Raw genomic sequence first — 20,186 nt, 5'->3', positions numbered from 1 at the left:
TTAATAACCTAATACCTTATATAAATCTAATACCTATCAAAACTTTATCCGGTTTATTGCAGGTCATAGACCATTGTTACCACTGATTTCGATGGAATATATCCGGTCAGATAATCAGCTTCTTCCTTCAAGTCTCTTGTTTCAGAAGTTGTATATTGACGAACTGATTTCACAGTCTTATCTCCTATTCCTTCCAGTGCAGTATCCATGTGAATGGTTTCTACTCCCATGTTGGTGTATACTACTACCAGTCTATCCTGTTCGGGAGAAATGTAGGCCGAACCGAAAAACATACGTGAACCATTAGGAATATTAAGGTCTACACGTTTATAGCCCGGACGAACGAAAAGGCTATAGTTACCCAATACCCACAGGTTCTTGCTGGCAGAATAAGTACCATCCAAAGCAATGTCACCATAATCACCATCACCCGGAATCAAACGAATCATATAGAAGCGGCTTTTTTGGCTATATACTTCTACGCTGGCTGTTGTCCAGTATGACCATGAGCTTACATTGGCTGTAGCCAGATCATGATGGAGTACCTTTGCCATAGAGAGCGCCAAGTCCATGTAAGTAGCATCATCAAAACTGTCGTAATCTTCGTACATGGTTTCTCCTGCATTATGGAGCATACTCCATTCTGTCTGATAAACTTTGAGGTTATTCTTCTCTGCTGCCTTACGCAATTCAGTACGTGTTTCCTGCAATTGATTCCAGGTTCTGTCAACCCAATAGCTATGTCCGCAAACGACATTAGGTTGCATATGTTTTAAATTGCCAATATAGTATTCACCTGCTTTATCTTCAAAGAACTGAAGTATCACCTGCGACTTTTGTCCCTGTCCATCAAAACCATAAACCGATTTCCATGAGCCGGACTCAGCTATCAGGATATTTGTTCCTTCCAAATTCTTATCAGTCAGTTTCTTATCCATTTCCCTAGCCAGATTGGCAATCTCCCAGCTCATCCATCCGCAGCCTTCCTGAGCGGCTTTGCCGTCGCTTCCCGGCCCCCAATCATATTGCGGCTCGTTCAATGGGCTGATAAATGGTATATTATAACCTTCATCTACAAAGTGTCTTGCTACCGTAGCCATATAGTCGGCAAATAGTCCATAGCCGTCTACACCATCATCATTCGTATTTTTCAGATTCGCATACCAACCGTTGTCTGAATATCCTTTTCCATTCTTTGTATAATAAACCGGGGGAGTATTGCTGAATAGTACGAACTGGTTGCATCCATATTCTTTCGCTTTCTGCATAAAATATTGCTGACCGGAGCATTTACCCCAAGTGTAAGTTCCGTCGGCGTTCAGGAAACATTCTGCACGGTTTACTTTGCTGGCTATATTACTGGCCTCACCTTGCTCGGCAGTCCCGCCGCCGAGATTGACACGCCACATGGACAGGCCGATTCCTTCGGGTTGATTGTTCTTGACTTCTTGAGAGAATAATAATTTAGCGATTCCTTCTTTGTTGTTGTCGCTCCAATATTTGCCTACATAGTCCATTGTCCATGCATCGGACGAGGCAAAGCCGTCGATGGTTTGATAAGTTGTGGCGGCATTCACCGTAGCTGTTTCATTTTTGGCTTTCAACACCGGTTCGTAGTCCGGTGAGAAAGTCAGGTCGTCGCTGCAAGCGGAAAGGGCGGCAGCCAGACAGGAGATTCCGAATAAGATATATTTATTTTTCATACGTCACATTCTTTAATAGTTAGTTGATTTTTAGTAACCGGGGTTCTGTTCGATACTTCCGTTCGACATGGTTATTTCCGTAGTCGGTATCGGGAAAAGCAAATCGCGGGTTTCGTTGAAGTTGATACCCTTATCACTTCTTTCCTTTTGGTTGTTTGCTTCGTAACTGTCCGTATACGACAGGTTGTATCTCACAAATGAACCATTCTTGCCCATGATATTGCAGATTGCCGGTTTACCGTTATCATCTTTCCAACGGCGAAGGTCGAACAAGCGGTTGTTTTCCAAAGCCAGTTCCAAGCGGCGTTCCTGACGGATTGCGTCACGAAGTTCGGTTCCCGAACTTTGAGCATCTTCCAAACTGGCACGCTTACGTACCCTGTTCAATGCCCAGCGGGCTTCAGCATCACGACCGAGTTTATTTTCCACTTCGGCGTACATTAATAATACGTCAGCAAAACGAAGCAAACGGTAGTTCAACGGAATATGAGGTGCATTGTACGGGTCAGGACGTTTACTCTTCGGGATATACAATTTGCGTGTCACACGTGCGGATTTGTGTTCGTCCGCTTTGATGGTGTAACCTCTCGCTTCTTCATCGCCGGCTACATCTTGTCCGTTTTTGATTATTGTCCATTTCAGACGGACATCGCTGCTGCTATATGCTTTTTCCAGATTACTGGTAGGCAATCCCCAAGCCCAACCACTGTCATTTCGCGAACCGCAGACAATAGAGATACGTTCGCCCAGTGAATAAGATATATCACTATTGGTCTGTATTTCGAACAGGGATTCTTTGTTGTTGTTATAATCTATGTTCCACACTTGGCTGAAGTCTTCCATCAGGTCGTATTCACAAGATGTTCCGGCATATTCTCCACGGCAGATCAGTTCTTGCAGTACCTTCTCTGCTGCTTCATATTTTTCCTGATACAGATATACCTTTGCCAACAGCCCTTGTGCGGCTCCTTTGGTGGCACGTCCCAAATCTTTTGAACTATATTCGCTACGCTTAGGCAAGTCATTAATAGCATCAAGTAAATCTTGCTCTACAACTGCGTAACTATCTGCTATGCTGGAACGTTGGATGCCTTGTACTTCACTTGGCAGTTTGACTCCCATCACTAATGGAATGCCGCCGAAGTTACGAATCAAATCGAAATATTGGAAGGCACGAAGCATCTTCGCTTCGGCTATATAGCGTTTCTTCAGATTATCGTTTTCAAAAGATACTCCGGGAATACGTTCAATAGCCACATTACAGCGCAGGATACCTTTATAGCGGTATTGCCAGAAATTCTGACAGCAGTTTCCCGCATTGTAAGTATTGCCTGTATAATGCGCCAGGTCACGATATTCGCCCGGGTCTTGGGTAGTATTACCCATCCACATATCGTCGGTACACATATCGGCAGCCAGATAGAACTTATAAATCTGCCACCAGTCATCGAAAGCAAGGGATTGATAACAGCCTGTTATTTGCTGCGCGCATTCATCTTCATTCTTGAAATATTCGTTCAAGTCTTGCTGTCCTCTCAGCGGTTCTTCCAGGAAGTCGGCGCATCCGGTGAAGGATAGAGTCATGGCAGCCATTGAAAGACCTAATATATATCGTTTCATATTTATACTGATTTATGTTGGTTTAAAAATTGATGTTCAATCCGAAGAGATATGTACGTGGGTTAGGATAACTTGCCCAGTCGATACCCATTTCCGTCACACCCTTACCCACTGATACCGCTTCCGGATCCATGCCGGAATAGCCGGTGATGGTAAACGGATTTTGTGCGGAGAAAGAGAGACGCAATACGATGTCTTTAGTCCACCGCTTCGGTAAAGTATATCCTATTTGCAACATCTTGCAACGAAGGTAAGAACCGTCTTCCACGAAGAAGCTCGACGGACGTTTCCAGTTCATGTTAGAGTCGTTCACTGACAAGCGGGGCAATGAGTTGCTCGTTCCTTCACCGTGCCATGAACTGTTGTATGTTCCGGCATACACATTCTCACCACCGGCACCGGAGTAGCGGCCTTTGGTCGTGTTGAACACATCGTTGCCGATAGTGCCGTAGAAGTTGGCCATGAAATCAAGGTTCTTGTAAGAAACACGTCCGTTGATGCCGACCATCAAATCGGGGAATGCCGAACCGATGTATGCCTTATCCTTATCATCCAGTATGCCGTCACCATTCAAATCTTCGAAGCGGATGTCACCAGGTAGTGCATTGGGTTGGATGACCGAACCATACTCGTTGGTATGGGCGTTTACCTCTGTCTGGTTCTGAAAGATACCATCGGCTACGTAACCATAGAAGCGGCTGATTTCTCCGCCTTCTTCATTACGGATAATGTAATCACCATTGAAAGAGCCTGTATAAATAGGAGTGTCACCACCCATCAGTTTCTTAGCTTTGTTCTTTACGGAAGAAAGGTTCACGCCTACTTCATAGCTGAAGTCTCCTTTATGGTCGTTCCAATTGACGGAAAGTTCCCATCCGGTAGCTTGCATACTGCCTACGTTCTCCCACATTTCTCCATTCCACATGGGGTAGCCGAGAACCAATAGATTAGCTTTTTTCATCAACATGTCCTTCGACTCTTTGCGAAACCATTCAGCAGTAACACTCAGACGATTGTTCAAGAAAGCCATGTCTACACCGATGCTATAATTTTCGACTGTCTCCCAACGAACACTGTTGTTTCCAATAGAAGCCACACTTGTTCCAATCACACGGTCGGCATTCGGGCCAAAGACATAATCACTTCCACCGATAGAGGATTGATAAGCAGAATTATCAATATCTTCATTACCTACACGTCCCCATCCGGCACGCAGTTTCAGATTGTCAAAGATATGCTGGTTTTTCATGAAAGGTTCGCCCGATATACGCCATGCAGCAGATACAGCAGGGAACGTAGCATATTTATTACCCTTAGGGAATCTTGAAGAGCCATCCACACGTACGGATGCTGTCAGATAATAACGGTCATTATAATTGTATATGATACGTCCCAGATAAGAAATCATTGAATTGTATTCGTTCAATCCCTCTGCCTGAGGTTTTTTTGTTCCCCCCTTTACATATTGCAGAAGTTCGTCATTATTCGTCGGAACACCATCACGTGAGCCGGTCAACCAATAATACTGGTAACGTTCCATCGTATAACCGCCCATCAGATTAATATTATGCTTTTCATTGAACGTTTTCATCCATGTGATTGTGTTCGTCCAGTTCCAGTCCACCCAGTTCTTCATTTCGCGTTTGGCTGTATTCGCAGTAGCTTGTTCCAAGTTGTCCAAATGAAACTCGGGACTAAACTCATCGAAAAGGCGGAAACGCGCGTTTATTCCGAACTGGCTGCGTACTACCAACCCTTTGATTGGTTCAATGCTTATATAAGGGTTGGCAAGCAATCCGTACTCATCGGTGTTCTTTGACAGACGTGCCATACTTGCCACCGGATTCCACACTTGGCTATTGTGGGAGCGGGAATAATTATCGTATTCATTATCCGTCCATTCATTTTCGGGTCGCATCACCGGAGTAGTCGGATCCATTGCCATGACAGCACCGAGCAAATCCGGAGTATCTTTCCAGTTCTCATATTTAGGCGTAAAGTCGATACCTGCTTTTACTATCTTGTTGAAGTTGTATTCCATGCTGAAACGGGCGGTAAACTTCTGCCAGTTGCCTGTCTTATATTGTGAATCTTGTCCGAAATAACCAATACTGGCTGAATAGAGGAACTTATCAGTGCCACCGGAGAAACTAAGGTTATAGTTATGAATCAAGGCTGTTTTATTCAATGTCTCTTTCCACCAGTCGGTGCCTTCGGCATCAGTAATATTAGCTTTTCCACTATATACAGGCATACTGTCATCGTTGATATAACGTGCTCTCTGAACATATTCGTATTCTGAAGCTTTTGCCATATCAGGTTGTTGCAATGTCTGGAAACCGGCAGAAGCGGAGAAAGAAAACTTGGTGTCGCCTTTCTTTCCTTTTTTGGTGGTAATCAGAATGACACCATTCGACGCACGTGTACCATAGATAGCTGCGGCAGAAGCATCTTTCAAGACTTGCATGCTTTCAATGTCATTTTGGTCGAGGAAGTTGATATTTCTACCTACCGGCATCCCGTCCACTACATACAAAGGGTCGGCGGCATTGACAGTAGACACACCACGGATTATTACACGAGGAGTAGTACCCGGTCCGCCGCTGCTTTGTACCTGTACGCCATTGATTTTCCCCTGCAAAGAGTTCATGGCATTACCCGTGCTCATTGTTTTCAGTTCTTCACCTTTTATGGCTGCGATGGAACTGGTCAGATCACCTTTCTTTACCGCACCATAGCCGATAACCACCACTTCGTCCAATGCCTGCATATCATCATGCATCACTACATTGATAGCAGTGCGGCCATTCACTTTGATTTCCTGAGTTTTGTATCCAATCATAGAGAAAACGACAGTAGCATCTTTGGATACATTGCTCAATGTATAATTACCATCCAAATCGGTCACAGTACCGTTCGTCGTTCCCTTCACCAAGACTGTAAGACCAATCATCGGCTGCTTGTCACTCGCTGCAACGGCATTACCGGTCAGCTTCATTTGCTGGGCATTTAAGCCCAGCGCAAAGAACGATAATAAAAGGAATAAGTATCGTTTCATGTTTTTATAGCATTATATTAGTTATTCTTCTTTAGTAATTTAGACTGTACAAGATGTGTGTCAAAGATAAAAGTGTATTTCCCGGCAGGAATATTATATCTTGCCCCATTAGGTTCTGCATCACCTATACAGAAGTGTTCATCCACTCCATTGCCGCCATTTACAAATCGCCATGATGGAGACGGCCAGCCTGGGCCAACAGCAGTGAGTGTACAGTTGAAAGAATTATGACTTGCATCAAAAGTCAGAGTTGTAGTATAAAGATATGGATTATCCGTATCCCGATCCAGTACAGGACGAGGGTCAGAAGAATTCCATCCATTAGTACCTACCCAATTATCACCAGCAAGGCCGAACTGGCCGCTATAAGGTTCTTCCGACGGCTTATAAGCAGTAACTGTATATTTCTGTGTTTCAATATTAAAGATAATTTCATAGTATCCTATTTTTGGAAGAATGATAGGTTGTATATTTTCTTGCAAATTTGTCAACTGTCCCGGATTATTCTTGTCTTCGCCAAAACAGATATTAAAATTTCCTTTATTGGCAACAAACCGAACCGGAGTATTTTCCGCAGCAGAATAATAACGGGCTTTATATTCATACATACCACTATGCTCTATTGGCATTGGGACTCCCCATAAATCTCCATCAGTTAGTGCAGTATCATCATATCCTTCAAAATCAACCAAATACATATTATTGTAATCCTTTGTTTGAGAAATCAGCATAGTATAATCTTTTTCCGTAATATTATTGAATGCATCAACGGCACGGATGGTCATGATATATGCACCTATTCCATCTGAAGGAAATGTTATAGCTTTCTCAAAAGTTCCTTGAGTAATCCCTTCACCCTCTAAATCCACACGTTCTGAAATATTCAAATCGGGAATACCCAACTCTAAATAAGCTAATCCTTTGTTGTCTTCTGCAGTAAAGCGGAATGTCATAGGATTATCTTCAGACAAAACTATTTTAATGTTATCAGGGAAACTAGTAGATACGATTTCCGGTTCCGTATAATCACCGTCCATTGTAATCAGCACATTGCTTTCCATTGTGCGTCCACCTAAATCCGTTACGGTTACTTTTACAGTAAATTCGTCTCCTTCGGTTTCTTCGGGAATGGTAAATCCATAGTTCAAGTCATATTCATAAAGAGTTTCCGGGTAGAGAGCCACCAGGTCAATAGTCTTATCCAAATATAAGTCTGGTGATTGTAAACGGATAGAACGGATACCATCCTTATCCGCTACTTTCCCTGCAATCTTAAACTCATATCCGTTTAATGTACGCACATGTTCGGAAGCCAGTTCGAGAGACGGCTTCTGCCCGTCTACATCTTTGTAGTCATTATCGTCGCTACATCCGGTAGCCAACGTTGCAGCAAAAAGAAAAGTCCATAACGCTGCGCCATGCAAAAATCTTGCCTTCATAATAATAGTATTTAATGATTAAAACTTCTAGGTTCGCTGCGAAAGCCAGGGTGCTTTTTCCGCTTTCACAATGCAAATATAAGTGAATAAGGCACATAGGAGAGATAAAAATCATGCAGAGAAGCATCACAAATCATGCAATGCACGATTTGCATACGCTAAATAAAATATTTATTCCTATTTTTGAATCTGTAAATGAAACGAATAGGCACGAGTTATGAGAAAACACATTGCGTTTGGTATTTTATTTCTTTTCCTGTCTTTATTATCAGTCTCCCGACTGATTGCGCAACCTTATTCTGTGAAACGGTTGGGGATTGAGCAGGGACTTTCTAATAATTATGTAGTCAGTGTCGCGCAGGACAAGCAAGGGTTCCTGTGGTTTGCCACGGAAGAAGGGCTCAATAAGTTTGACGGTACCCGTTTTATCACCTTTTATAAGAATGACCCGTCCAAGAATTCCCAAAGTATCACCGGGAATGAACTTAACCGGATATATGCCGACCCGGAACGGCCCGTTGTATGGATTGCCACGCAACGTGACGGGTTAAATGCCTACAATTATCATTCGCAGACATTTACCGCTTATCAGCATGACCCGCAGAATCCGCACAGCCTGATGACAAATGACGTCACGGATATTGCCGCTTCCGCACAAAGTACGGACGGATTATGGATCAGCACTTATTATCGGGGCATAGACTATCTGGATATTACCACCGGACAGTTCACGCATTACAACAAGACAACTGTTCCGGCATTGGACTGTGAACAGACATGGACTGTGTTGGACGGTGGAGACGATAATCTTTATATCGGACATGTGAACGGCGGTTTCAGCATACTTTCCTTGAAAGATAAGAGTGTAAGGAACTTCAAAAATGAACCGGACAATCCCAACAGTCTGCCGGGGGATGATGTACGGACGATATTAAAAGACAGTAACGGGAATATATGGCTCGGGACGGATAAAGGACTGGCACTCTATAATGCCGCTACCCGGAACTTCGTAACTTTCCGGCAAAATCCGAACGACAAATACGGCACACTCTCCAGCCGTATTTTCTCCATCAGGCAAATGAATGACAATAAATTATGGATTGCTTCGGAATTGAACGGCATCGCCATACTCGACCTGAAACAGAGCCAGTTCCTTTCACCCAAACAGATTACTTTCGAATTTCTGCGGGAAGGGGACGATAACCGTAGCCTTTCCAATGCCAGTGTACGGTATATCTATCAGGACTCTTTCAATAATATCTGGATTGGGACATGGGGCGGCGGAATCAACTTTATCAGCAGTGAGCCCCCTTTATTCACGACTATTGATTATTCTCCTATCCCCGACAATGAGAACAGTCTGAACAATAAGGTGGTAAGCAGTATCTGCACCGACAGGCAGGGGCGTCTGTGGGTAGGTACGGACGGCGGCGGAATCAATGTTTTTGAGAATAACAGACGGATTGCCATTTATAAGAAAGAGACGGGAGATTTACAGGCAAACTCTGTGCTGAGCGCTTTCCGTGATTCCAGGGATAATCTATGGTTCGGCGCTTTTCAAGGAAGTATCAGCCATTATAATACCCGGACAAAGACATTCCGTTCAATCTCCCCGATGGGTAAATCGAATCTGGATGTACGTGTCTTTTACGAAGACAACCGGCACCGTATCTGGATAGGGTGCAGCGAAGGGATATTCGTCTACAATCCCGACAATATGGAAGTTGTGCAACATTACCACACCGGTAACAGCGAGCTGCATGGCAACTTCATCCGAAGCATCGCACAGGATGACAAAGGACGTTTCTGGATCGGCACATTCGGCGATGGAATGGGGGTTTATTCACCGGATTTCCACTTAGTCAGGAAGTATATCCAAAGAGAAGGCTTCTGTTCCAACACTATCAATCAAATCTACCGGGACAAACAGGAAAGAATGTGGATAGCTACCGGAGACGGACTGGTATGTTTCAACTCTCCGGACGATCCGGATTACAAGACTTACCAGCGTAAAGACGGGCTCGTCAATACGTGCATCCAGGCTATCACTGAAGACCAGGCAGGGAATATCTGGTTCAGCAGCAACAAAGGTATCGGTTGCTACGTGACGAAGAAAGATTGTTTCTATTACTACGGTCACTCGGACGATGTGCCTGCCGGAAGCTTCATGAGTGCCAGTGTGGCAAGGAATACAGACGGTTCCATCTACTTCGGCTCTATCAACGGCGTGTGCTGTTTCACTCCCAACATCACGATGAGCGAACTCAAAACACCGCCGGTTGTCATCACGGAAATGAAAATATTCGAGCGGCTGGACAATCAGGAGAGCAATGACACCTTCGTCTCCCTATTGGAAGGAAAAGAAGTGGAGCTGACTCATGCCCGGAATACATTCAGCCTGACATTCAATGTGCAGAACTACTCCCTTGTCAACCAGATGGAGTATGCCTATATGCTGAAAGGGCTCGAAAACTCGTGGTACACGGTGAATGAGAACAACAGCGTCACTTTCCGGAATATCCCGCCGGGGAAATATGAGTTCCTTATCAAGGCGCGGGTGCATAATCAGGAGTGGCCGGACGAAGCGACTTCGCTCACCATCCGGATTAATCCCCCTCTTTGGCTGACATGGTGGGCGAAGTTGGTTTATATACTGGCATCTATCAGCATCATCTACCTCATCCTGCACGCTTACAAGAAGAAGCTGGATTTGGAAAGCCTCTATACTCTGGAGAAGAAGAACCACGAACAAGAACAGGAGTTAAACCAGGAACGCCTGCGTTTCTATACAAATATCACCCATGAACTGCGGACGCCGCTGACTCTAATTCTCGGCCCTCTGGAAGATATGCAGAAAGACCAGTCTCTTCCGGCAAGACAGGCGCAGAAGTTGTCCGTCATTCATCAAAGTGCGCTCCGGTTGCTCAACCTGATTAATCAGATATTGGAGTTCCGCAAGACGGAGACACAGAACAAAAAATTATGTGTCTGCAAAGGCAATATCGCCCCCCTTATCTACGAGACAGGGCTTAAATACAAGGAGCTCAACCAGAAAACTAAAATTGACTTCCGGATTCAGATAGAAAAAGAGGAGATGCTTCTTTTCTTTGACAAGGAAATCGTTACCATTATTCTGGATAATCTGATTTCCAACGCCATCAAATATACGGAGCAGGGGCGCATCACTCTGAGCCTTTATCAAACGATGCGTAATGAAGTGGCTTATACGGAAATTAAAGTCAGTGATACCGGATACGGCATCTCTGCTGAGGCTTTGCCGCATATTTTCGACCGTTATTATCAGGAAAGCGGTTCGCATCAGGCATCCGGAACAGGCATCGGTCTGGCTTTGGTCAGAAATCTCGTGGAATTGCATGAAGGCGAAATCCGCGTTGAAAGTACGCAAAACGAAGGAAGTAGTTTCTATATCAGTCTATTGACGGACAATATTTATCCCAATGCATTACATGCCGATTCGACGGAACAGGCTGAAAAAGAGGAAGAAGTACAGAATGTTTCTTCGGATGATGTACAGGATGCGGCAATGGACAGCGGCAAACCTATCCTGTTGATTGTAGAGGATAACGAGGAAATACAGAATTATATTGCCGAGTCTTTCTCCGATTCCTTTGAAGTAATCACAGCCAACAATGGCGAGGAAGGGAAACAACAGGCTCTCAGCCGTATCCCGGATATTATAGTCAGCGATATTATGATGCCTGTCATGGACGGTATCACCTTGTGCCGGCAACTAAAAGATGATGTACGCACAAGTCATATTCCTATAATCCTGCTGACCGCAAAAGACTCTTTACAGGATAAAGAGGAAGGATACGAGGTAGGGGCAGATTCTTATCTGACGAAACCGTTCAGTGCTTCTTTGCTGCGCAGCCGCATCAATAACCTGCTTGAATCAAGAAAGAAGCTCGTCGCACAATTCCAGTCGCAGCCTACTCCAAGCAGCCATGCAGACATAAACGAGAAACGTACGATGATTACCGAAGCGCTGAGTAAACTTGACAATGAATTTATCGGGAAGATTACGCAATTAATTGAAGAGAACCTTTCTTCGGAAAAGATTGACATCACTTACCTTTCAGACAAGATGTGTATGAGTGGTTCTACCCTTTACCGGAAGATGAAAGCGTTGACCGGACTTTCGACCAATGAATACATCCGGAAGGTGAAGATGGAAAATGCAGAACGCCTGCTGCTCGAAGGGAAGTACAACATTTCTGAGATTGCCTATAAAGTAGGAATGAACAGTTCAGGATACTTCCGCCAATGTTTCAAAGATGAGTTCGGCGTCTCTCCTTCGGATTACTTGAAACAAATCAAGCAGGCATAGAGAAAGGAAGTCGTCAAAAATAAAATCCAATGTCGTAATAATATTCAGGCACGGATAACACGGATTTCACGGTTTTTAGAAATATGACTGCATAAAGCAACAGCGTAATCCGTGTTATCCGTGCCTAAAGACCTGCGGGAATACTCAATTCCTTGACTCTTCAATCATTGCTTCAATCTTTAACTATCGTGTCAGTTCCGCAATCATGGTTTCAGCTCCTCAATAATCGCCTTAAGCAACGACCTGCTGTCACCCAACGGCAAGTCCGTAGCCAAGTCCCAGCTCATCATACCTTTCAAACCCTGCTCTTTGGCATAACGGGTTTTGATACGGATATTATCCTGTCCGTCAAATACATATATATATCCCTTATAGGTCACCTCATTCTGCGCCGGAGACGTAATCAGTCCTTCCTGTACAAAACTGAAATAAGCCTCTGTCTTCTTCGAATTATCTTTCGTCACGCCATAGAAAGGAACACCGGCCACCAGTTTCTCTTTCGGAATACCATAATCCAGTACCATTCGTATATCCGAACAATACTTTTCTATTGGAAAGCGCATCGGAGAAGGACCATAACACTGAAGCGAAATAAAATCAACGGCAGCAATCGCTTCCTTACTAATCTTATAGCAAACAGGATGCAGCGACACACTGAATATATATTTATCTCCCAGTACTTCACGCATCTTCAAGATAGCCAGGCTATAATCTTCATACTCTTTCGCGTTTTCCGCCCATTCAAAGTCCAGGTCAATGCCATCCAGTTTATGCTGTTGAAGCACCTTCTTGATATTCTTGGCAAATACCGTACGGGCAGCCTCATCAGCCACCATTGCTTTCCATTCGCCACTGGAAGCACCCAAACGCAGTTTGGCATTTGTTCCTTTTACCTTGGCACGAACAGATTTAACCAGTCCTTCCCACGTTGTCACTCCCTCTCCCTGAAATACACGGGGATTCTCAAAAGAAAGTGCCCCATCCTTATTCGGATGAACATTCAAGAAGATAAGATCATCGCTTGCCCGCAGGCTTTCGGTAGAAATACGCCCGCGATTATAGAAGTTTCCACGGACATACGAACTGACAAATGAACTTTGTTGCGCATAAAGAGATACTCCTATCAACAAAAAAAGGGAAAACAGAATTTTTCTTGGCATTAGCATAATGATTCTTTTTTATTGGATTCAGAACACAAAAGTACGCAGTCTCAAGGTAAAAGCATGTTCAAAAATGACTATAATACTTCCAAAAATCAACATAAAAAGTTTACGTGTAGAACTTTGAATTAAAAGATTCTTCAAAATAATGTTAGGAAAAACAAAATAAAGTATGTTTCTTTGCAATCAAAATGCATGAGCCTTATCGTATTAATAAAAACTATGAATAATAAACAACGTATCGAAAATGAACAACAGATATTAAAACTTATATCTGAAGGTGATAGCCAAGCCTTTCGTACGTTATATATGCATTATTATAATCGATTGTTTCAATTTGCGATTATGTTTCTCCATTCCGAAGATGCTTCCGAAGATGTAGTAGAAGATGTATTTTTCATTCTGTGGAAAGAACGAAGTATGCTCACCGCCATTCCCAATTTTCACGCTTATATATACCAATCAGTCCGTAATGGATGTCTGAATGTACTAAAAAGCGGGTATATCTCCAAAAGAGATGATATTCCTGAACACGAGTTACAAATTAAAATCTCAGATAATACCCCGCTAGACGAACTTTCTTATAAAGAGTTGCACACTACTATAACAAAAACAATAAATGCACTCCCGGAAAGATGTCGTATCATATTTAAAATGGCTAAAGATGACGAATTGAGCCATCGTGAGATTGCAGAAGCACTAAGCATCAAAATATGTACAGTAGAACGCCAATTATTGCTTGCCAAAAATAAAATAAAACAAGCAATTAAACCTTTCCTCGAAAAAATTTAAAAAAAAATGGTTTTTCCTTTTAGTGTTTTTGCATCTTGAGTTTTCTATATAGTATAAAGCTTTAGAAAACAAGAAAAAATGCGCATAGAAAAACAAAAAGAGACAATTGATTTGGATAAGTTGATTGACAACATTACCCTTCAGTCACCTAATCCAAGCAAAGAACATTCAGCAGAGAATTCATTCTCAAGGTTAATGGCAAGAATTCAAGCGGATAATAATTCTATTGATATATTCCGTCGCAAAGCCAGCCAATATCGGGTATGGCTGGCAGCCGCCACAGTAGCCCTATTAATCGCAATGAGTGGGTGGCTATACATGATGCTGGATACCGATCCTTCATTTATTGTCACAGCAAACAATAGTGGAATCGTACAGCATGTGATACTCCCGGATGGAAGTAATATAAAATTAAATAACCGTTCCAAGCTTATTTACCCGGAACATTTTAGTAAAGACTCAAGAGAAGTATTTCTCGAAGGAGAAGCCTATTTTGATGTAGCACATGATAAACGGCATCCGTTTATTGTACGTGCAGGAGAACTGAATATTAAAGTATTGGGAACAAAATTTACTGTCAATGCAAGTTCACAGATGCCGCAGATCACCGCTACTTTATTGGAAGGTTCTATTGACGTGGCTGACAAAAAGAAACATATGTTGATGAAGCCGAATCAACAATTGACATACAATGTCGGTAGTGGTAAAATGCTACTTACAGAAGTCACAAATGCCAGCCGTGAAACACGATGGACAGAAAACATATGGGTATTATCAAATACACCTTTACTTGACATCTGCCAACGTTTGGAGCAGCAATTTAACGTAAAATTCATTATTATGAATGATGAGCTGATTGGCAAGTCTTTCACTGGAGAATTTTATACAAATGAGTCACTTGACTCTATATTAAAGACAATGCAGATGAGCACCCCGTTCAAGTATGAAAAGAAAGAAGGAAATATAATCATCAAATAAACATATTGTAAAACTTTAAAAACATAATTGCCTATGAGATAGTACTGTAAAGGACACAAAAAAGCGAGAAAATAGTACCAGTATTTTCCCGCCTCTTACTCTTGTAAAGTTCATGGCAATATCGATTGCCACAAATCCTTAATTTCTAATTTATAAAAGTATGACAAACTTAAGAAAGTACCAAATTTCTTACCAAAAATGTTGCCGTATATTTGAAAAAGTGCTCAATAAAAGCCGTTTTATGGCAATATTATTTTTAATGTTCTCTTGTTTTGCATTCGCACAGACTACAAAACAAAATATCAAGCTTGAATTTTCCAATGCTCCTATAGCTAAAGTGATCGAAAGTATCGAGAAGCAAAGCGGATATTCATTTTTTTATAATAATGATATCAATGTCAATCAAAAAACGTCAATACAGATTACTTCGAATGACATTAACAGAATTGTAAATATGCTACTGAAAGACACATCCATAGCATATCGGATTTCCGAAAAACGCATCGTTTTATATCTTCGAAAAAACAACGAAGAACAGAAACGTTCCTATAGTATTTCAGGAACGATACATGATGCGTCAGGACCAATTATCGGTGCGTCTATTGTAACCAAAGATGGAAAGGGAACTATTACATCCATGGATGGCGATTTCCGGTTGGACAACATACATATAGGGGATGTTTTGACAGTGTCCTATGTTGGCTATCAAACACAGAATATTGTATTCAATGGACAGTCTAAGTTAAACATCGCCCTGCAAGAAGAAGCAACCGAATTGGATCAAGTGGTAGTTACAGCTTTGGGTATCAAACGTTCAGAGAAAGCTTTGAGCTATAATGTGCAACAGATTACTTCAGACGAGATTACTGCTGTAAAAGACCCCAACTTCATGAACTCATTAGCCGGTAAAGTAGCTGGAGTGACAATCAATGCCTCCGCTTCCGGTGCAGGTGCCGCTACCCGTGTAGTAATGCGTGGTGTAAAATCAATCACAAAGTCCAACAATGCCCTTTACGTAATTGACGGTATTCCAATGTTCAACATTGTAAACGAATCTTCTGACACAGGCGTCCTGACGGACCAACCCGGCACAGATGCCGTAGCCGACATTAATCCGGAAGATATTGAATCAATCAATATGCTGACAGGTCCTGCCGCAGCAGCACTTTATGGCAATGCCGCAGCTTCAGGCGTGGTTCTCATCAATACAAAAAAAGGTACGGAAGACAAAACAAGTGTCAATGTATCAAGCAGCACCACTTTCTCCACTCCCACCTTACTACCTAAACTGCAAAGTAAATATGGCAACAAGGACGGACAATTTGCCAGTTGGGGAGATCCTGTAAACAGTAATTACGATCCTAAGAATTTCTTCCGCACAGGAGTCAATACAATCAATTCGATGTCGCTTTCTACCGGAACCTCCAAGAACCAGACTTATGTTTCGGTCTCAGCCACAAACTCTACAGGTATCATTCCTAATAATAATTACGACCGCTATAACATTTCAGGCCGTAATACCGCCAATTTCTTGAATGACAAACTGGTTCTGGATTTCGGAGCCAATCTTATTTTCCAGAAAGACAAAAATATGATAGGACAGGGTCGTTACTTCAATCCGCTCACATCTCTTTATCTATTTCCACGTGGGGGAAACTTTGACGCTGTCCGTATGTATGAAACGTATAACGAGGGACTGGATATCTACGAACAATATTGGCCCTACGGTACACAAAGCCTGGAACTTCAAAACCCTTATTGGACAATCTACCGTAATATACGTGAGAATACTAAAAAACGTTTCATGACAAACGTATCCCTCAAATGGAAAATCACCGACGGAATTGATATTACAGGACGCTTGAAGTATGACAAGACAGATATGCGCTCAACCGACAAACGTTATGCAAGTACCATCGAACAATTTGCCAGTTCTTACGGTGGATATTATGATATACGTAAAGAATATAGCAGTTTCTATGGTGATGTCATGTTGAACATCGCAAAATCGTTCTATGACAACCAACTCTCATTGAGCGCCAACATCGGTTCTTCTATCAACGACCAACGTGAAGAACAGATCGGTCACGGTGGAAATCTGGATGGCATCTACAATTTTTTTGCTATTCACAATATAGACACATCCGCTAAATACAGAAGAATTCAATCCGGGTATATACAACAATCACAAAGCATCTTCTACAATATAGAAGTAGGTTACAAGAGTATGATATACTTGACAACTACCGGACGTAACGATTGGGAATCGCCATTGGCATTTACCGATACTCCCTGTTTCTTTTACCCGTCCATAGGTTTGTCAGGTATCATCTCCAGCATAGTGAAATTACCTGATTGGATTTCTTATCTGAAAGTACGCGGTTCGTATACAGAAGTAGGTAGTTCACCAGCACGCTTCGTGACTCGTCCCACTTATGAATTTAATATCGCTTCCGGAAAATGGAATTCAACTTCCATCTATCCGATGCGAGACCTAAAACCAGAAAGAACCCGCTCGTGGGAAATCGGAATCAACTCCAAATGGCTGAACAATCATTTGTCTTTCGATCTGACTTACTATCGTTCAAACACTCTTAACCAGACATTTACTGCCAGCCTTTCTACCTCGTCAGGCTACTCAAATGCGTATGTACAAAGTGGTAATGTGCGCAATGACGGTATCGAAATGGCATTGGGATATAACAACAAATGGGGTAATTTTGCCTGGGACAGTAACTTCACCTTATCGTGGAACAAGAATGAGATAACCCAACTGACCGAAGGGGCTGTAAATCCGGTAACCGGAGAACTTATCAATAAAGACACTTATGATATGGGACAATTCGGTAACCTGGATTCACGTATCATCCTTAAAAAAGGCGGAACTATTGGAGACGTATATGCCAATCACCTGATCAAAAGAGATGGCAACGGAAAAGTATTCGTCGATCCTAAAAGCGGAGCCATTTCCGTTGAAGCAGTAGATGAGTTCAAACTAGGCTCTATCCTTCCCAAAGCTAACATGGGATGGAATAATAACTTCTCATATAAAGGCGTCAACCTCGGTATTACGCTTACTGCCCGTATTGGTGGTATCGCCATGTCTGGAACACAAAGTATGCTTGACCAATATGGAGTGTCACAGATAACAGCCGATTGGCGTGATGCAGGTGGTATCCCCATCAATAATGGTATAATAACTGCCGAAAACTATTTTGATGCCATCAAAGGGTATGCAGCTTATTACACCTATAGTGCAACAAATGTACGCCTGTCAGAATTGAACTTAAGTTATACTCTACCTAAAAAATGGTTTCGTGACAAACTGAAAATGACTGTCGGGTTGGTAGGAAAAAACCTTTGGATGATTTATTGCAAGGCACCATTTGATCCTGAAGCTACCGCTTCCACCCAATCGAACTATTATCAAAGTTTCGATTATTTTATGCAACCTACTACTCGCAATATCGGATTTAGTCTAAAACTCAATTTCTAAACGAACGATTGTAATAATATGAAAAGAATTAATCAATTTATATATCTTGCCCTGAGTATTCTTTTAATGAGCAGTTGTATTGGTAAATTTGAAGAATATAATACCAATCCCTATCAACCGCCTACATTAAACTCACGGCTTTTATTCGCACAACTAATTTCATGTATGTCCTCAGTAGAAGAAAATCCTGCACAACGCAACATCACATTTTGGGCAGGTCCGTTCGGTGGTATGCTCACCCCATCTCACAACTGGAGCCGTTCACAACATTTCTACACATACAATATAGATGATGACTGGAACAAATGGTCGGTCGACTGGTATTTTAAGACTTTTTATCCAAACTATTTCTCTATCGAACGTTTCACCGAAGGCTCAGGACATTATTATGCACTAGCTAAAATCATGCGTGTACATATTATGCAAATCGTAGCTTCCATGCAAGGTCCACTCCCTTACACTCAAGTACAAAGCGGACAGTACGCGGTAGGCTATGACAATGAAGAAACAGCATGGAAAGCCATGATGGACGACTTGGATTACGGAATTGGCGTGTTGACTGCACTAGTAAACACTAATCCAAGTTTTAATGAGTTGACTACAGAAGACCGTATCTATGGTGGTGATTATAAGAAATGGATCAAGTTTGCCAACTCACTGAAATTACGCATTGCCGTGCGTATCAGCAATGCTCTGCCGGAATATGCACAAGAAAAAGCAGAAGAAGCCGTATCTCATGCCTATGGCGTCATGGACAGCAATGAATCTGACGCTTATGATAACTTAACCGGAGCTAACTACAAAAATGGTTTGGCAAGTGTAAATAGTTGGGGAGAAGTTCGTGCAAACGCTTGCATTGTGTCTTTTATGAATGGATATAAGGATCCGCGTCGTGACCAATACTTCACCAAAGTAAAAATTAACGGAGAAGAAGGATTTTTTGGAGTACGTTCAGGTATTAAAGGCATTTCAACAGACTGGTTTAAAGATTATTCTACTGTAAAAGTTGAGACGAAATCTCCAATGTTGATTTTCAATGCGGCAGAAGTGGCATTTCTGCGCGCTGAAGGTGCTTTAAAAGGATGGAATATGGGTGGAACTGCCCGCCATTTCTACGAGGAAGGCATCCGTCTCTCATTCAGCGAACACAAAGTATCCGGCGCGGACGCATATATAGCCAATACAACAAATATTCCGGCCAACTACGAGTGTCCACTCAATGTTTCTTACAATTATACTAATCCATGCAAACTATGTGTAGCTTGGGATACTCGTGAAAGTGCAAGTGCTAAAGAAGAAAATCTGGAACGTATACTAACGCAAAAGATGATTGCCAATTTCCCGATTGGAAATGAAACTTGGGCAGATTTCCGTCGTACGGGACATCCGGCTGTATTCCCGGCGTATAATAACCTTTCTACCCAAGGAGTTACAACCGAACGCCAGCAACGCCGTCTGCGTTTCTCCATAGATGAATACAGAAGCAACGAGGCCGCTGTATCAGAGGCTTGTACATTCTTGTATGGCGGACAGGACACAGATGCTACCGACCTTTGGTGGGCTAAGAAAAACTAAGGTTTAATCATTCTAAA

10 protein-coding genes are annotated in these 20,186 nt (G+C 42.4%); 5 read left to right on the top strand and 5 right to left on the bottom strand.

The genetic code is table 11. The features are described 5' to 3' along the window. Positions 1 to 53: 53 nt before the first annotated feature. From BQ7997_RS15630 to BQ7997_RS15615, 4 genes are read right to left on the bottom strand one after another with little or no spacing between them, the layout of a single operon-like run. Positions 54 to 1,703 (bottom strand): glycoside hydrolase, encoded by a 1,650-nt coding sequence (locus BQ7997_RS15630; protein WP_073347147.1) that lies wholly within the window; start codon positions 1,701 to 1,703, stop codon positions 54 to 56. A gap of 30 nt (positions 1,704 to 1,733) precedes the next feature. After that, positions 1,734 to 3,323: a RagB/SusD family nutrient uptake outer membrane protein gene (locus BQ7997_RS15625; RefSeq protein ID WP_073347146.1), complete on the bottom strand. Its 1,590-nt coding sequence runs from the start codon at positions 3,321 to 3,323 to the stop codon at positions 1,734 to 1,736. Between the two features lie 22 nt (positions 3,324 to 3,345). Continuing rightward, positions 3,346 to 6,381 carry a SusC/RagA family TonB-linked outer membrane protein gene (locus tag BQ7997_RS15620; protein WP_073347145.1) on the bottom strand — a complete coding sequence of 1,012 codons (3,036 nt, stop codon included), beginning with the start codon at positions 6,379 to 6,381 and terminating at the stop codon, positions 3,346 to 3,348. 17 nt (positions 6,382 to 6,398) lie between these two features. After that, on the bottom strand, positions 6,399 to 7,820 hold the full coding sequence (locus BQ7997_RS15615; protein ID WP_073347144.1) for a hypothetical protein: 1,422 nt from the start codon (positions 7,818 to 7,820) through the stop codon (positions 6,399 to 6,401). Between the two features lie 217 nt (positions 7,821 to 8,037). On the opposite strand from BQ7997_RS15615, the gene BQ7997_RS15610 reads away from it, so the two are divergent. After that, positions 8,038 to 12,168: a hybrid sensor histidine kinase/response regulator transcription factor gene (locus BQ7997_RS15610; protein WP_073347143.1), complete on the top strand. Its 4,131-nt coding sequence runs from the start codon at positions 8,038 to 8,040 to the stop codon at positions 12,166 to 12,168. 203 nt (positions 12,169 to 12,371) lie between these two features. Here the strand turns inward: BQ7997_RS15610 and BQ7997_RS15605 are convergent, their stop codons facing one another. Next, positions 12,372 to 13,334, bottom strand: a complete 963-nt coding sequence (locus BQ7997_RS15605; protein ID WP_073347142.1) for a glycoside hydrolase family 18 protein — start codon at positions 13,332 to 13,334, stop codon at positions 12,372 to 12,374. Positions 13,335 to 13,550: 216 nt separating this feature from the next. On the opposite strand from BQ7997_RS15605, the gene BQ7997_RS15600 reads away from it, so the two are divergent. The 4 genes from BQ7997_RS15600 to BQ7997_RS15585 all read left to right on the top strand — a co-directional run bounded on the left by BQ7997_RS15600 (position 13,551) and on the right by BQ7997_RS15585 (position 20,169). Then, entirely contained in the window at positions 13,551 to 14,120 is a 570-nt protein-coding gene (locus tag BQ7997_RS15600) for an RNA polymerase sigma-70 factor (RefSeq protein ID WP_073347469.1), read from the top strand. A 78-nt stretch (positions 14,121 to 14,198) separates the two neighbouring features. Then, complete coding sequence (locus BQ7997_RS15595; RefSeq protein ID WP_073347141.1) at positions 14,199 to 15,098, top strand: FecR family protein; 900 nt, start codon at positions 14,199 to 14,201, stop codon at positions 15,096 to 15,098. A 241-nt stretch (positions 15,099 to 15,339) separates the two neighbouring features. Further along, the gene (locus BQ7997_RS15590) at positions 15,340 to 18,594 is read left to right on the top strand and encodes a SusC/RagA family TonB-linked outer membrane protein (protein ID WP_073347140.1); all 3,255 of its coding nucleotides are present in this window, start codon (positions 15,340 to 15,342) and stop codon (positions 18,592 to 18,594) included. An 18-nt stretch (positions 18,595 to 18,612) separates the two neighbouring features. After that, positions 18,613 to 20,169, top strand: coding sequence for a SusD/RagB family nutrient-binding outer membrane lipoprotein (locus BQ7997_RS15585; protein WP_022137658.1), 1,557 nt, complete (start codon positions 18,613 to 18,615; stop codon positions 20,167 to 20,169). The last annotated feature ends 17 nt before the right edge of the window (positions 20,170 to 20,186 follow it).

The organism is Bacteroides congonensis, from assembly GCF_900130125.1.
In the GTDB taxonomy this organism is placed as follows: domain Bacteria; phylum Bacteroidota; class Bacteroidia; order Bacteroidales; family Bacteroidaceae; genus Bacteroides; species Bacteroides congonensis.
Note: the sequence above shows the minus strand (reverse complement) of the source record. Positions and strands in the feature narration are given on the sequence as shown.